Source organism: Micromonospora sp. NBC_01740 (assembly GCF_035920365.1).
GTDB lineage: Bacteria > Actinomycetota > Actinomycetes > Mycobacteriales > Micromonosporaceae > Micromonospora > Micromonospora reichwaldensis.
Map to the genome: position 1 here is coordinate 5,068,025 of NZ_CP109150.1, position 14,886 is coordinate 5,082,910.

Annotated in this window: 14 protein-coding genes; 9 read left to right on the forward strand and 5 right to left on the reverse strand. The window is 73.6% G+C overall.

The annotated features are described in order from the left end of the window. Positions 1–14: 14 nt before the first annotated feature. The gene (locus OG989_RS22495) at positions 15–776 is read right to left on the reverse strand and encodes a glycerophosphodiester phosphodiesterase (RefSeq protein WP_225851999.1); all 762 of its coding nucleotides are present in this window, start codon (positions 774–776) and stop codon (positions 15–17) included. 149 nt (positions 777–925) lie between these two features. Here OG989_RS22495 and OG989_RS22500 point away from each other — a divergent pair, with 149 nt between their 5' ends. Genes OG989_RS22500 through OG989_RS22510 form a run of 3 tightly spaced genes read left to right on the forward strand, consistent with a single transcriptional unit; the run spans position 926 to position 3,687 of the window. Further along, the gene (locus tag OG989_RS22500) at positions 926–1,606 is read left to right on the forward strand and encodes a hypothetical protein (RefSeq protein WP_327028335.1); all 681 of its coding nucleotides are present in this window, start codon (positions 926–928) and stop codon (positions 1,604–1,606) included. Position 1,607: 1 nt separating this feature from the next. Next, the gene (locus OG989_RS22505) at positions 1,608–3,311 is read left to right on the forward strand and encodes a hypothetical protein (protein WP_327028336.1); all 1,704 of its coding nucleotides are present in this window, start codon (positions 1,608–1,610) and stop codon (positions 3,309–3,311) included. A 19-nt stretch (positions 3,312–3,330) separates the two neighbouring features. Further along, positions 3,331–3,687, forward strand: a complete 357-nt coding sequence (locus tag OG989_RS22510) for a hypothetical protein (protein WP_151453200.1) — start codon at positions 3,331–3,333, stop codon at positions 3,685–3,687. A gap of 31 nt (positions 3,688–3,718) precedes the next feature. Here the strand turns inward: OG989_RS22510 and OG989_RS22515 are convergent, their stop codons facing one another. Further along, a complete protein-coding gene (locus tag OG989_RS22515; protein ID WP_327028337.1) occupies positions 3,719–4,498 on the reverse strand; it encodes a lysophospholipid acyltransferase family protein in 780 nt (259 codons plus the stop codon). Between the two features lie 173 nt (positions 4,499–4,671). On the opposite strand from OG989_RS22515, the gene OG989_RS22520 reads away from it, so the two are divergent. Together OG989_RS22520 and cydB are read left to right on the forward strand one after the other, a co-directional pair. Next, positions 4,672–6,087 carry a cytochrome ubiquinol oxidase subunit I gene (locus OG989_RS22520; protein WP_327028338.1) on the forward strand — a complete coding sequence of 472 codons (1,416 nt, stop codon included), beginning with the start codon at positions 4,672–4,674 and terminating at the stop codon, positions 6,085–6,087. A gap of 15 nt (positions 6,088–6,102) precedes the next feature. Beyond that, entirely contained in the window at positions 6,103–7,101 is a 999-nt protein-coding gene (gene cydB / locus OG989_RS22525; protein WP_327028339.1) for a cytochrome d ubiquinol oxidase subunit II, read from the forward strand. An 80-nt stretch (positions 7,102–7,181) separates the two neighbouring features. Here the strand turns inward: cydB and OG989_RS22530 are convergent, their stop codons facing one another. Next, positions 7,182–7,784 carry a TetR/AcrR family transcriptional regulator gene (locus tag OG989_RS22530; RefSeq protein ID WP_327028340.1) on the reverse strand — a complete coding sequence of 201 codons (603 nt, stop codon included), beginning with the start codon at positions 7,782–7,784 and terminating at the stop codon, positions 7,182–7,184. 24 nt (positions 7,785–7,808) lie between these two features. Between OG989_RS22530 and OG989_RS22535 the strand changes: the two genes are divergently transcribed. Next, positions 7,809–8,603, forward strand: coding sequence for an SDR family oxidoreductase (locus OG989_RS22535; RefSeq protein ID WP_327028341.1), 795 nt, complete (start codon positions 7,809–7,811; stop codon positions 8,601–8,603). 129 nt (positions 8,604–8,732) lie between these two features. Here the strand turns inward: OG989_RS22535 and OG989_RS22540 are convergent, their stop codons facing one another. Both OG989_RS22540 and OG989_RS22545 read right to left on the reverse strand, forming a co-directional pair. Next, positions 8,733–9,428: a hypothetical protein gene (locus OG989_RS22540; RefSeq protein WP_151453206.1), complete on the reverse strand. Its 696-nt coding sequence runs from the start codon at positions 9,426–9,428 to the stop codon at positions 8,733–8,735. A gap of 72 nt (positions 9,429–9,500) precedes the next feature. Beyond that, positions 9,501–9,962 (reverse strand): peroxiredoxin, encoded by a 462-nt coding sequence (locus OG989_RS22545; RefSeq protein WP_327028342.1) that lies wholly within the window; start codon positions 9,960–9,962, stop codon positions 9,501–9,503. 117 nt (positions 9,963–10,079) lie between these two features. On the opposite strand from OG989_RS22545, the gene OG989_RS22550 reads away from it, so the two are divergent. From OG989_RS22550 to OG989_RS22560, 3 genes are read left to right on the forward strand one after another with little or no spacing between them, the layout of a single operon-like run. After that, positions 10,080–10,808 carry an SDR family oxidoreductase gene (locus tag OG989_RS22550; protein WP_151457683.1) on the forward strand — a complete coding sequence of 243 codons (729 nt, stop codon included), beginning with the start codon at positions 10,080–10,082 and terminating at the stop codon, positions 10,806–10,808. Positions 10,809–10,850: 42 nt separating this feature from the next. Continuing rightward, positions 10,851–12,191, forward strand: coding sequence for an SWIM zinc finger family protein (locus OG989_RS22555; protein ID WP_327028343.1), 1,341 nt, complete (start codon positions 10,851–10,853; stop codon positions 12,189–12,191). Further along, positions 12,188–14,851, forward strand: a complete 2,664-nt coding sequence (locus OG989_RS22560; protein WP_327028344.1) for a DUF6493 family protein — start codon at positions 12,188–12,190, stop codon at positions 14,849–14,851. The genes OG989_RS22555 and OG989_RS22560 overlap by 4 nt, the downstream gene beginning before the upstream one ends. The last annotated feature ends 35 nt before the right edge of the window (positions 14,852–14,886 follow it).

The window sequence follows — 14,886 nt, forward strand, 5'->3', positions numbered from 1 at the left end:
GTCCTTCGAACGGTTCAGGCGGCCCAGTGACCGCGGCTGTGATACACGTCGCGCAGCACGCCGACGTGATCGGTCATGATGCCATCCACTCCGAGGTCGAGTAACTCGTGCATCTCGGCAGGTTCGTCGATCGTCCAGACATGCACGTGCAGTCCGAGTCGGTGGGCGTGGCGCAGGAACCGGCGGTCCACCACGGGCACCCGCCCGTAGCGCACCGGCACCTGCGCGGCGACCACCGACGGGGGCAGTCGCAGCGCCCGCCCGGTCAGCGACGCCATCCGCAGCCGGGCCACCCCGCGCATGCCGAGGCTGCTGGCGACGCGCCCCTGCGTCAGGGCGCGCAGCCGGGCCAGCCGGGCGTCGCTGAACGAGGCCAGCAGCACCCGGTCGCCGGCCTTGACGCGCGCGACGGTGGCCACGGTCGGCTCGACGCCGCCGTCGGCCTTGACGTCGATGTTGAACCGCACCTGCGGCCAGGCGTCGAGAACCTCGTCGAGGCGGGGGACCACGGCGGCGCCGCCGACGCGTACCGAGGCCAGGTCGGCCCAGCGCAGGTCGGCGATGCGCCCCGGCTCGCCCGTGACCCGGGTCAGCGTGGCGTCGTGGAAGACCACCGCGACGCCGTCGGCGGTGCCGTGCACGTCGGTCTCGACGTACCGGTAGCCGAGCCCGATCGCCCGGGCGAACGCCGCGGCGGTGTTCTCGTCGCCCTCGGCGGCGCCGCCCCGGTGGGCGAAGGCCAGCGGTGCGGGGCCGTCGAGGTAGGCGTGGGTCACGCGGGGAGTATGCCCGGCCCCGTTGGCCGCCGGGTGGCCGCCCGGTTGCCACCTCGTCGCCCGCCGCACCGACGCGCGGCTGGCGGATGTCGGACAGTGACGACGGTGTTGCGCTGCGGTGCGGTGAAGATGTCCGGGTGATGCCATGGATGCCTTCTCCCCGGCCGGGAGGGGCCGAGCAGCCGCTGGCGCCCGCGCCCGGGGTGGCGGCCCGGGCGTTGGACCCGCTGCCGGCCCGTATCGCGCTGCCGTCGCCGGAGCGCCCGCACCGGCGCGTCCCGCCGGAGGCCCGGCCGCTGCTCTGGCTGGTCCTGCTGGTCGGTAACCCGTGGGCCGCCCGGCTGATCATCGAGTGGCGCTATCGACTGCCCCGGGGCGACGGGCTGCCGGGGCTGGTGGGGGCGCTGGGCGAGGCGACCCTGGCGGGGCTGGGCTGGCCGAGGTGGGACGTGCGGCCGCTGCGGGCCGACCATGTCGCCTGGTGGCTGGCGGAGAACGCCCGCACCGTGCTGTTCGTCGTGGTCGCGGTGGCGCTGCTGCGTCGGCTGGCCACCCCGGCGTTCTCGCCGCGGCGTACGCACCGGGTGCTCGCGGTGATCGGCGCGAGCGTGACGGCGGCGGTGCTCGCGGCGGTGGGCGGCGTGACGATGCACGTCCTCACCGACAGCGGCATGCTGCGCGGCGTGGACCTGACCTCGACTGTGCTCGGCGCGATCTCCGGGGCGCTGTACTGCGGATTCGTCGTGGGTGTCCTGCTGGCCTGGGCGGCGGTACGGGGGCCGGGGCCGCGCCGTGGGGGATTCCCGGCGACCCGGCACGGAGGTGGCTGACATGGTGGTACGGCAGCACAGCGGCCCACGCGACGAGGCGCCGTCGGCACGCTCGCACCCGGACGCCGGCAGCGAGGCCACCCGCTACCTGTGCGCGGCCGCCCACACCGACGACGCGTTCACCGAACGGGTGCTGGCCGAGGTGTTCGACGACGACCTGCGCGCGGTCGCCCCGTCGGTGGGCTTCGACCTGGGCACGGTGCTGCGGCACTGCCTGTCCGCCCGCCGGCGGCGTCGTCTGCGTGACGTCGGGCTGCTGGTCGTCGGCGGCCTGGCGGTGCTGCTCGCCCCGCTGGCGACGGTGCTGGTCGGGGTCACGATGGCGGTGGGCAGCTCACTGGCCCCGCTGCGGCCCGGCCGCAACGGCCCGGTGGGCCCGTTCCTGTCGATGATCGCGATCGCGACGGTCTCGCTCGTGCTGGTCTTCCAGCTCGGCGCGGCCACGCCGGGCGACGACCCGGCGGGCCTGCCCGGTTGGGTCGTAGGCCGGCCGTGGCTGGCGTTGCCGGCCGGCCTGGTCGCCTACCTGGTGCTCGTGGGGCACCTGCTGGGCACCCGGCGGCTGCTGGTGACCCGGTTGCGCCGGGCCCGGTTCCGGCCCGGGCCGCCCGACGTGGCATCGCTGCCGGCGCGCGACGCCGAGCGGCTGGCCGCCGTCGACCGCGCCCAGGGCGGCAACGTGACGGTCTACGGCGGCTACACCCCGTTCGTCGGGCACGGCACGCCGGTGGCGGGGTGGTCGTTCGCCCTGCCGATCCTGGCGGACGCCCACGGGCCGGTCGGGAGCGTCCCCACGGGCGACGTGTCCGCCCCCGCGCCGTTCACCGTCGTGGAGCTCATCGACCACGTGCGGGCCCGGCTGGCGGCGGTCCGGCTGGGCCAGGCCGGCGATCCCACCCCGGAGCGGCTCGCGGGGTTGCTGCTCGAGGACCGGGTGTTCGTCTGCGGCGACCGGCTCACCGGCGACGCGCGGTTGCTGCCGCACCGGGAGCGGATGCCGCGCCAGCGGTGGTCCGACGACGAGGTACGCGAGGTCGCCGGCCGACCGCAGGGCGCGGCGCGGCACTACCTGTGCGCCCTGGTGCCGTCCTGGGGCGGGGAGGTCGTCGCCTCCACGTTCCTGCACTTCTCCACCGACGGCCAGGTGCTCTATCTGGAGTGCGCCCGCACGGTGCTGGAGCCGCCGCGGCAGGGCTACCACGACGTGGACCGGCTGACCGAGTGGCTGCCGGTGAGTCAGCTCGCGCAGGTGCTGGCCACCGGCACCGAGCGGTTGCTGCCCACCGCGCTGGGCGCGCCGCTGCGGCTGCTGCGGGACCTGGTGCGGGGTGCCGCGCGCGGGCGGCGTCAGGCGCGGCTGCGGCAACTGGCCCGCGAGGACCTGGGCTACGACTACGGTGCCCAGGTCGGCGTGCGGGAGGTCGCCTCCGGCGCCGAGTACCACAACTACTTCCAGGTGCTCGACGCCGCCAAGCACCTGAAGGTCGTCGAGCGGCACGTGCTGGCCGCCATCATGGACTTCCTGGACGCCCGGGGGGTGGACACGGCCGAGTTCCGCAACCGGCAGACGACGATCCTCAACCAGGGCGTCATCCAGACCGGCGGCCTGAGTGTGGTCGGCAACCAGGCGGTGGGCCAGGGCGCCCGGGCCGAGCAGCAGACCGAGGGGGCGCCGCCGCGCAGCCGCCGGCCGCGTGACGACTGAATCGCAGGGGAGGAAGGGCATGCCCGAGGCGACCAACTACGGCATCCAGCAGTCCGGCGGGGTGAGCCAGGTGGGCAACCAGGCGGTGGGTCCGGGCGCGTACGCCAGCGGCGGCAGCCTGTGGGCCACCGCGCCCGCCGGTGTCGACGCCACGGCGCTGGTCCGGCAGTTGCTCGAGGTGCTCGACCGGCACCGGGGCGAGCTGTCGGAGCCGGCCCGGGTGACGGCCGCGCAGTTGCGTGCGGAGCTGACCCGCCCGGACGCCGAACCGGGCCGGGTCACCGGGTTGTTGCAGCGGCTGGCGGTGGTGGCGGCTCCGGTGACGCCGGTCGCGACGGCGGTCGGCGAGCTGCTGCGGCTGGCGCAGGCGCTCTGACGGCGCTCGCGGTGACCGGCGGTCCGGCGGGTCAGTCGGGCGAGCGGTGCCGGCGGTGCGCGCGGCTGGTGTCGCTCGGGCGGCCGGGGTCGACGTGGCGGGGGCGCTCCGGTTCGTCGGGGCGCAGCGGCAGGAGGGCGTCGGTGATGGCGTCGATGATCCGGTCGGTGGCCTGCCGGGCGGCGCCGGGCGCGCCGTGGGCGAGGTCGGTCAGGTGCACGGGCTCGCCGAAGTGCACGCGCAGCACCGGGCGGCGCCACACCGCGCGGGCGATGCCGCGCAGCAGCCCCTTCGGGGCGCGGTAGGGCACCACCTCGTGGGAACCCCACTGGGCGACCGGGATGACCGGCGCCCCGCAGGCCAGGGCGAGGCGGGCGGTGCCGGTCTTGCCGCGTTCGGGCCACAAGCCGGGGTCCAGGCCGATGCGGCCCTCCGGGTAGACCAGGATCACCGAGCCGGCGGCGACCGCGGCGGCGGCGTCGTCGAGGGCCCGGCCGACGGCGGCAGTGCCCCGGTCGACGCGCAGGTGCCCGGCGTGGCGCATCAGGGCGCCGATGACGGGGGTGCGGAACAGCCCGCCGGTGGCCATGATCCGGGGGGCGACGCCCCGGGCGCGGCAGGCGGCGGCGAGCACGACGGGGTCGCACGGGCTGATGTGGTTGGCGGCCAGGATCAGCGGGCCCCGGCGCAGCGCCTCGGGCACGTCGCCGCTGACCTCCAGGCGGGCCAGGAGCGCGACGACGACGCGGGCGAGCAGTTGCGCGGCACGCCAGATCAGCGGTGGCTGCCAGGCCGGGCGGGTGGTGTCCATCAGCGCGCATGGTCGCACGCGCGGGCCACCCCGCGGAGTGCCGGGGCCGTCCGGCAGAGGTGATCAGGGTCATTGGTCCCGGGTCGCTTCGGGACCCCCGCCCCTGCCGATTCGTCTACGACGCGCAGTAGTATTTACTACGTCTCGTAGTATGCACAGCCTGGGGGTTACTGGTGGACGCGTTGGACGTCGCCCGCTGGCAGTTCGGTGTCACCACCGTCTACCACTTTCTCTTCGTGCCGTTGACCATCGGCCTGTCCGTGCTGGTGGCGATCCTCCAGACGATGTGGCACCGCACCGGCGACGAGAAGCACCTGAAGCTCACCAAGTTCTACGGCAAGCTCTTCCTGATCAACTTCGCGATGGGCGTGGTGACCGGCATCGTGCAGGAGTTCCAGTTCGGCATGAACTGGAGCGACTACTCCCGCTTCGTCGGCGACATCTTCGGGGCCCCCCTGGCGATCGAGGCGCTTGTCGCGTTCTTCCTGGAGTCCACCTTCATCGGCCTGTGGATCTTCGGCTGGGACCGGCTGCCCAAGCGGCTGCACCTGGCCAGCATCTGGGCCGCCGCGATCGGCAGCAACCTCAGCGCGTACTTCATCCTCGCGGCGAACTCGTTCATGCAGAACCCGGTCGGCTACCGGATCAACCCCGACACCGGCCGCGCCGAACTCACCGACTTCGTGGCCGTGCTGACCAACAAGGTCGCCATGATCACCTTCCCGCACACCATCGCCGGCGCGTTCCTCGTGGCCGGCTCGCTGCTGGTCGCCGTCGCCATGTGGCACCTGGTACGCAACCGCGACTCCGCCGACACCCCCGCCTACCGCTTCGCCGCGAAGTTCGGCTCCTGGGTCACCCTGGTCTCCGCCGCCGCCGTCGCCATCACGGGCGACATCCAGGGCAAGATCATGACCCAGGTGCAGCCGATGAAGATGGCCGCCGCCGAGGGCCTCTACACCACCGAGAGCCCCGCCTCGTTCTCCGTGCTCACCGTCGGCAGCCTCGACGGCAGCCGCGAACTGTTCGCTCTCAAGATCCCGCACCTGCTGTCCTGGCTGGGCACCGGCGACCCCAACGGCACCGTGCAGGGCATCAACGACCTACAGGCCCAGTACGCCGCCCAGTACGGCGCCGGCAGCTACACCCCGATCATCCCGGTCACCTACTGGAGCTTCCGCTTCATGATCGGCTTCGGGATGGCCGCCGCCGCCATCGCCCTGCTGGTGCTCTGGAGCCAACGCAAGGGCCGCACCCCCACCAGCAAGTGGCTGCTGCGCGCCGGCCTGGTCATGCCCCTGCTGCCCCTCGCCGCGAACTCCTTCGGCTGGATCTTCACGGAGATGGGCCGCCAGCCGTGGATCGTCTTCGGCGAGATGCTCACCCGCGACGGCGTCTCCCGCAGCGTCTCGCTCACCGAGGTGCTCACCTCCTTCACCGCCTTCACCCTCATCTACGCCACCCTCGCCGTCGTCGAGGTCAAACTGCTGCTGCGCTACGCCAAGGCCGGCGTACCCGACCTCACCCCCGACCCCGAGATCGACGACACCCACGACGACGCCGAGCGCCCGCTCGCGTTCGCCTACTGATCACCGGAGACAACCGTGGAACTCACCACCATCTGGTTCCTGCTCGTCGCGGTCCTGTTCACCGGGTACTTCATCCTCGAGGGCTTCGACTTCGGCGTCGGCATGCTGCTGCCCGTACTCGGCCGCGACGACCGGGAACGCCGCGTCCTGATCAACACCATCGGCCCCGTCTGGGACGGCAACGAGGTCTGGCTCATCACCGCCGGCGGCGCCATGTTCGCCGCGTTCCCCGAGTGGTACGCCACCCTGTTCTCCGGCTTCTACCTGCCGCTGCTGCTGATCCTGCTCGCCCTGATCATCCGCGGCGTCGCCTTCGAATACCGCCACAAGCGCCCCGAGGCGTCCTGGAAACGCCGCTGGGACACCGCCATCTTCGTCGGCTCGGTGGTGCCGGCGATCCTGTGGGGCGTGGCGTTCGCCAACATCCTGCGCGGCGTGCCGCTCGACGCCGACCACGAGTACGTCGGCGGGCTGGTCGACCTGCTCAACCCGTACGCCCTGCTCGGCGGCGCGACCACCGCGGCCCTGTTCCTCACCCACGGCGCCGTGTTCATCGCCCTGAAGACCGTCGGCGAGGTCCGCGAGCGCGCCGCCGCCCTCGCGGTACGCGTGGGCGTGGCCGCCGCCGTGCTCGCGGTGGCGTTCCTGACCTGGACGCTGAACATCCGCTCCAGCACCGCCGCCGTCGTGCTCGCCGTCGGCGCGGCCCTCGCCCTGCTCGGCGGCCTCACCGCCGCCCGCGCCCGCCGCGAGGGCTGGGCGTTCACCGGCACCGCCGTGGCCATCGCGCTGGCCGTGGCGACGCTCTTCGCGGCGCTCTTCCCGAACGTGTTGCCCTCCACGCTCGACGCGGCCGGGACGCTGACCGCCACCAACGCCGCCTCCACCCCCTACACCCTGAAGATCATGACCTGGGTGGCGGTGGTGTTCACCCCCATCGTGCTGGCCTACCAGGGCTGGACGTACTGGGTGTTCCGCAAGCGCATCGGGGTGGCCCACATCCCGCGACACTGACCCGCCCACGGCGGGTGGCGGTGAGGTCCCGCCGCCGCGTCCCGCGCCGGCCGCGGGATCGACGCGCCCCTCCCGCGTCGTTACTCCGGCCGGAGCGTGATGTCGCCGAAGGCTGCCGCGAGCGCCTTCGCGATCAGGTCGGGCAGATCGGTACGCCCGTCGTCCTTCGCCCACCGCACCAGCGCGGTGTGCATGGCGGCCAGACAGGCGCTGGCCGCCGCCGCGGCGTGGAAGGCCGTCTCCGGATCGGCTGCCTCGTCCCCGAGGCCCTCCACGATGGCTTGTTGCAGCACGTAGTGGTTGTCCAGGTGCCGGGCGCGCAGCGCGGGCGTCGAGATCATCAGCCGCAGGCGGGCCAGCAGGAGCCGGTCGTCGCCGGCGGTCAGCGTCCGCGTGGAGTCAACCAGCGCGCTGCCGATGCGGCGCACCAGGGGCTGCCCGGCCGGCGTCGCGGCGATCCGTTCGGCGACCAGCGGCCCGTTCTGATCGACCAGCACGAGGTCCTCCTTCGTCGGGAAGTGCCGGTACACCGTCATCGCAGACACGCCCGCAGCCGCTGCGACGTCGTTCACGGTCGTGCCGTCGTACCCGCGCTCGACGAACAACCGCACCGCGTGCGCCTGGATGACGCGCTGCGTCTCGGCCCGTCGTTGCTCCCGCAGTGTCGAGTGCCGCTCGCTCATGTGGTAGACACTACCGCACTGGTAGTGACTAACAAGTTGGGAGTAACTAACATCATGGGTGATCTGATCGGCAGGACAGCCCTGGTGACCGGCGCGTCGCGCGGCATCGGCCAGACGATCGCGATCCGGCTCGCAGCGCGGGGAGCGGTCGTCATCGCGCACTTCGGCACGGACAGGCAGGGCGCGACGGCGACGGTCGACCAGATCGTGCGGGACGGTGGAACGGCGTACGCCGTCGGCGCGGAACTGGGCGTGGACGCAGATGTCGAGACGCTGTTCGCGGGAGTCGAGGCCAGCCTCGCCGGGCGACCACTCGACATCCTCGTCAACAACGCGGCAGCGCCACCCGCAGGCCCGCTCGGCGCCACGACACGAGCAGCCTTCGACCATCTGTTCGCGGTCAACGTACGGGCGCCGTACTTCATCATCGAACGCGCGTTGCCCCTGCTGCGCGACGACGGCCGGATCATCACGATCTCGTCCGCGGCGACCCGGATGGCCAACGCGACCCAGACGTCGTTCGCCATGACCAAGGGCGCGGTCGAGACGATGACCCTGACGTTGGCCAACCACCTCGGCGCCAGGGGCATCACGGTGAACGCGGTCGCGCCCGGCGCCACCCGGACCGCGACCAACGGCCCGGTCTTCGAGACACCGGGCCTGGCCGAGCTGATCACCGCAATGACGGCACTCAACCGCCTGGGCGAGCCCGGCGACGTCGCCGACGTGGTCGCGTTCCTCGCCTCCGACGCCGCACGCTGGGTCACCGGGCAGGTCATCGACGCCAGTGGCGGCCTGTTCCTGGGCCCGCGCGCCTGACCACCCAAAGGCGCCCGCCAGCCAGCCCGACCTCGCCCCACCGGGCGCGTCGGCAGGCTCGTCGACCACCACACCCGCCAGCGCCGGCGGGGCGAGCGGCACCGCCACCCACCCCGCCGGCCGTCCGCGTCAGTGCGCCTCGCGCAGCTCCGCCAGGCGCGCCTCGATCTCCGCCAGCTCCGCGCGCAGCTTCTCCGCCTGCTGCTCCGCCTCGGCCCGCTCCGCGGCCATGATCTGCTCCACCGCCTCCTGCACGCCCGGCACGTCCACCAGCGCCACCATCCGCAGCGCCTCCGCCGGCTTCACCACGTACGGCTTCGCCAGGGACTTGCTGCCCTGCTGCGCCGCGACCGTCCACTCACCGTCGGCGTACGCCAACGTCACCGTCAGCCCCGCTGGCCCCTTCGGCTTCACGGCCTTCACCGCCTTGCGCGCCGGGGCGGGCTTCGCCTCCGTCGTCTCCACCTTCGGCTCCTCCCGCCGCTGCTGCGGCACCTGCGCCCGGTCCAACACGAACTCCGGCTCCGCAGGCGCCGCCGGCTCGGGCTCCGGCGTCTCCGGCTGCGGCTCCGCCGCCTTGCGCCCGGCACCGCGCGGCGCCACCGCCACGTCGGCGGGGGAGAAGGGCAACTCGTCGCGACCGAACCGGACCACCACGAACTCGTCCGACCCGGCCGGGTCGGTCAGCTCCACCACCTGACCCACCTGCCCGGCGATCTGACCCGCCGAGGCGGTGAACACCACCTTCGGCTTGCGGCCCGCCGCCAGCGCCTCCCGGATGCTCTGCACCTCGTCAGTGGACAAACCCTGGCCAGCAGCACCCATCAGCAACCTCTTCCCCTCGTACACCTGTTCAGATGACTGCCTTGATACCAGCCCACGCCGACAAGCGGAAGATCAACCCCCCAGCGCCCGCAACGCCGCGTCCGCGTGGTCGTTCATGTTCAGCTCACTGTGGACCACCTCGACGATCCGCCGGTCGGTGCCGATCACGAACGTCATCCGCCGCGTGCTCAGCGCACCCAACGGCAGTCGCCGCCGCACCCCGAACAGGTCCGCGACCGTGCCGTCCACGTCCGACAGCAGGGGATAGTCGAACCCGTGCCGGCGGGAAAACTCCGCCTGCTTCTCCACCGGGTCGCGGCTGATGCCCACCCGCGTCGCGCCCACCGCCGCGAACTCCGCCGCCAGGTCCCGGAAGTGGCAGCTCTCCGCCGTGCACCCCCGCGTCAACGCCGCCGGATAGAAGAACAACACCACCGGACCGGTGGCCAGGAACTCCGACAGCCGCCGCGGCGTGCCCGTCTCGTCGGGCAACTCGAAGTCCCGCACCACGTCGCCGACACCCACACCCGCCACCGCACACCTCCACGTCACCGTCCACCGACGTGCCCGAGCCTATGCGCCCACCCACCGGCCCGCCCCGCGCCGCCCGCCGGTAGCGTCGGCCCCGCAGCCACGACAGGGGAGAGGCACATGCGACCGGTCACCGTCATCACCGGCGGCAGCCGCGGCATCGGCGCCGCCACCGCCCGCCGCCTCGCCCACGCCGGGCACCACGTCGCCTTCAGCTACCGCCGCGACCACACCGCCGCCACCGCCGTGCTCGCCGACATCGAAGCCACCGGCGTACGCGGCCTCGCCGTGCCCGCCGACACCCGCGACCCCGAGCAGGTCACCGCCCTGTTCGACGCCGCCGCCGACCTCGGCCCGATCACCGGCCTGGTCAACAACGCCGGCGTCACCAGCCCCATCGGCGCGTTCGTCGACCTCGACCCCACCGACCTGCGCCACGTCGTCGACGTCAACCTCATCGGCTACGTCCTCTGCGCCCAGCAGGCCGCCCGCCGGATGAGCGACGGCGCCGCCATCGTCAACGTCTCCTCCGCCGCCGCCACCCTCGGCAGCCCCGGCGAGTACGTGCACTACGCCGCCGTGAAGGCCGCCACCGACACCCTCACCACCGGCCTCGCCAAGGAACTCGCCCCCCGCGGCATCCGCGTCAACGCCGTCGCCCCCGGCATCATCCGCACCGACATCCACGCCCTCTCCGGCCAACCCGACCGACCCGAGCGGGCCGCCGCCCGCATCCCACTGGGCCGCCCCGGCGAACCCGACGAGGTCGCCGGCGCCATCGCCTGGCTGCTCGGCCCCGACGCCACCTACACCACCGGCACCGTCCTACGCGTCGCCGGCGGTCTCTGACCCGCTGCTTCCTGTCGGTGGTCTGCACTACCGTCCGCCGACGTGAGCGCAACGCAGACGTACCGGTACCTCGGATCCTCCACCCTCGCCAGCGACGGCCTCGGCCTGCAGACCAGCGGCGGACCCGCACCCCACCCCCGATTCTTCACCGGGTTCCTCACCACCCCCCAGGCGGCGGCCGCCGGCCTGCTCGCCGTCGCCGAGGTCGCCCGCACCCGCTACCACCGGCCCGTCAGCCCCGCCAGCCTCGACCCGGTGGTCACCGGCAGCCGCGACCGGCTCCGGTTCGAATCCTTCTCCGGCTGCTGCGGCGTCTACGCCCGCCTCGACACCCTGCCCGCCGGCCTCGACGGCGACGTGATCGAGCACGGCACCACCAACGTCGACGTCAACAACCCACTTCGCGAGGCACTGGCCCGCGTCGGCGGCCTCGACCCACTGCACCTGTCCGTCGGCCCCGACGACCTGACCGTCGCCACCATGAACGGCCCCATCGTGGAGAAGAAGGTCCCCCTCCCGGCGCGCTGGCTGCGCGGCTTCGCCGAGGTGCAGATCCTGTCGGCCACCTTCGAACCCCGCGCCGAGATCCCCGCCACCGAGGCGGCCACGTTCCTGCGCCGACTCCCCACCACCAGCGACCGCTCGGTCCTCTGGGCGGTGCCCGCCGGCCGATCCCTGCGACTGACCTCCCGACCCGTCCCCGGCGCCGTCTGCCTGGCCGGAGCGAGCCGACTCACCGCCCTCCGCGCCATGCTGCGCTTCGCCCAGACCCTGCGCGTGTACGGACCAACCGTCGCCACCGGCTCGGCACCCACACCGAGCACCTGGGAACTGGACACCGGCGCCCTGCGCCTCTCCCTCACCCTCTCACCCGAGCCGTACCGCGGATTCTCCGGCGAAGGCGCCGCCCTCACCGCCCTCGCCAGCGACGATGTCGCCGACGACGCCAACCTCGTCGCCGCCGTACTCTCCTGGGATCCCACCATCGACGTCGACCGGCTGGCCACCGACACCGGCCTCGACCCGGCCCGCGTCCGCGCCGCGCTCGCCCAGCTCGGCACCGCCGGCCGCGTCGGCTACGACGTCTCCGAGGCCGCGTACTTCCACCGGGTCATGCCCTACGACGCGGGCCGCGCCGAACGCGACAACCCCCGCCTCGTCGGCGCCCGGGCGCTGCGCGACGCCGGCGCCGTCCACCTCGACACCGCCACCACCGCCACCGTCCACAGCGGCGACCAGGTCTACCGGGTCCGCCAACTGCCCGGCGGCGACTTCACCTGCACCTGCCCCTGGTGGGCCAAGCATCGCGGCCAACGAGGGCCGTGCCGGCACGCGCTGGCCACCCGCATGTCGACCGCCGCGCGGGCGGAGGAGCGGGTGTGAGAAACGCACAGCAGGCGTTCATCAACAGCGCCGTACGGCGGCGACGGGAACTGGCCGCCGGCGGCACCAGCGACCTGTTCGACCTCATCCAGAACGCCTCCGCCAGCCAGATCGTGGCGGCCCTGGCCGGGCTGCCGGAGCAGCGCCGCCGGGAGATCGGCGCCGAGGTGACGACCTGGTTCAAACAGCGGCAACGCACCACCTGGTGGACGGCCGGCTCCGGCACCGCCCTGGCCGTCGCCGTGGTCGGCTGCCTACCCACCGCCGCGCAGGCCGCGACGATCCTCGCCCGCAACACGGTCAACCCCGACGGCGAACGCGCCGCCGCCCTGATGTCCACGGTCGCCGAGGAACGTGGCATCACCTGGCTCGGCGACCTGGCGCACCGGCTGGCCACGAAGATCAACCAGCAGACCGGGATCGAACACTGGCGGTTCGCCGCCGCGCTGCTGCGCGTCACCGGGACGACAGCACCGGCCAACGACCGGTTCGTCGAACTGTGGCTGGACTCGGTGCAACTGCCCGACCGGCGACGCGCCGGCCGACCGGCAACCCTGATCGAACGGCTCCGCGACGACCCGTTCCTCGACGCCATGCTGCCCCGGCTGTTCGAGATCGACGGCCTCGGCCTGCGCATGACGTTCGACGAGGTCACCACGACCTGGGACGAACGACGACGCCACGTCCTGCCGACCGCGCTGGCTCAGCTCGCCACCGAAGGGACCATCGACCGGACGGTCCTGATCGACGGCGCGATCGGCCGGCTGCTGCGCGGCGACCGGGCGTCGGCCCTGCGCGCCTTCACCATCCTGCTCACCGAACTCGAACCCACCACCACCGAGGTCGCCACCCGCGCCACCGACTACCTCCGCCTGCTCGCCGACGCGCCGGCGCCGGCCGCCACCATGGCGCAGAAGGCCCTACGGGACCTGCCCGACCTCGAGATCGACACCGTCCTCGACACCTCCCGCGACGTGCTGCTGCGACCGGACAAGGCACTCGTCAAGGCCCAACTCACCTGGCTCGACCGGCTAGCCCGCCACCACCGCGACCGGGCGGCCCAGGTCGCCGAGGTCATCGCCGTCGCCGCCGAACACCCCGCCGTCGAGCTACGCGACCGCGCCAACACCCTCGCCACCCGCCACGGACACGACCCGACAGCGGGCGGCATCGGCCCAGCGAAGGCCCGGCCCCGCGGCGACGACCTGCCCCCGCCCGCACCACCGGCACCGGCACCCGCCCCCATCACCGACGTCGACGAACTCGCCGAGGAGGTCGCCGCCCTGCTCGGCACCCCGTCACAGGGCACACCGCTGGACCGCATCCTCGACGCGCTGGTCCGGCTCTCCGCCACCGACGGCGCCCGGGTGCACGCCGCCCTCGCCCCCGTCGTCGAACGCTGCCACTGGTCCTGGGGCAACGAACACCGCCACGACCCCCTCTCCCTGTCCGAGGTGGTCGTCGACGTCCTCACCACCGCCCCGACCACCGACCAGCAGGCCCGCCGACGCAGCCGGTGGGAGACACTGCTCACCGCGCTGCGCCGCACCGACCGGCAGACACCGCAGCCGGAACTGGTCACCACCGACCCCCGGGTGCCCCCACCCCACCGGCTGCTCCGAGCCCGCCTCGCCGAGATCGGCGCGCACCTCGCCGAGCCGGGACACCCCGGCCTGCTCGCCACCCCCACCCACGCCAACGGCACCCTCGACCCGCTCACCCTGATCGAGCGCCTCGCGGCCCTCGGCGACCGCCCAGCCTGGCACTGGGACCTCACCCAGGCCCTGCTGCGCCTACCCGCCGACACCGACGAGACGGTCGCCGGCAAGGCCGCGGCGCTGGGCACCCCGGCGGGGGAGCGGCTCGCCACCTGGCTGCGCGCCGGCGGACTGCCACAACCCGTCACGCGCGCCGTCACCCTCACCCGACGCCCCCGCCGCAACGGCTACGACTGGGAGTACGACCAACTACCGCCCAAGCGCATCCTCGTCGAGCTGCGCCCACCCGACGGATACGACGACCCGTACGGACTGCTGACCGTCGACCCCGCACCGATCGGTGTCGAGCACTCCGCCTGGGCGAACCTGCTGCCGTCGACCCTGCCGGGACACCGGGCAGTCGTCGCCGCGTACGCCCTGCCGATCGTGGCCGCCACCGCGGACATGGACCAACGCGGCGGCACGACCATGCTGCCGCTGCTCGCCGAAACCACCGGCCCCGGCGGACCGGCCCTCGACCTCGCCCTGTCCTACGGCCTCGCGGCCCGCCACGGCACCGACCGGATCGCCGCCCTGGACGCCCTGCTCGCCCTCGCCGCGGCCGGGCAGCTCGACGCCACCGCGACGGGCGGACACCTCGGCCGACTCGTCGCCGGGCAACTGGTGAAGCTGTCCAGGGCACTCGAACCACTACGCGACGCCGCCCAGGCCCGAGCACCGCTGACCGTGTGGCGACTGATCGCCGCCGCACTGCCGTCGGCACTCGCCGCACCCCAGCCCCCGCGCGGCCTGCCGGACCTGCTGAGCCTCGCGGCCGAGACGGCCAGCACGACCGGCACCCGCATCGACGTGCCCGGCCTGGTCGACGTCGCCGGCCGGGGCGGATCCGGCCGCCTCGTCACCGAGGCCCGACGCCTGCACCGCGCACTCGACACGGTATGACCCGGCACACTGGCGGCGACAGGCCGCCGACCCTG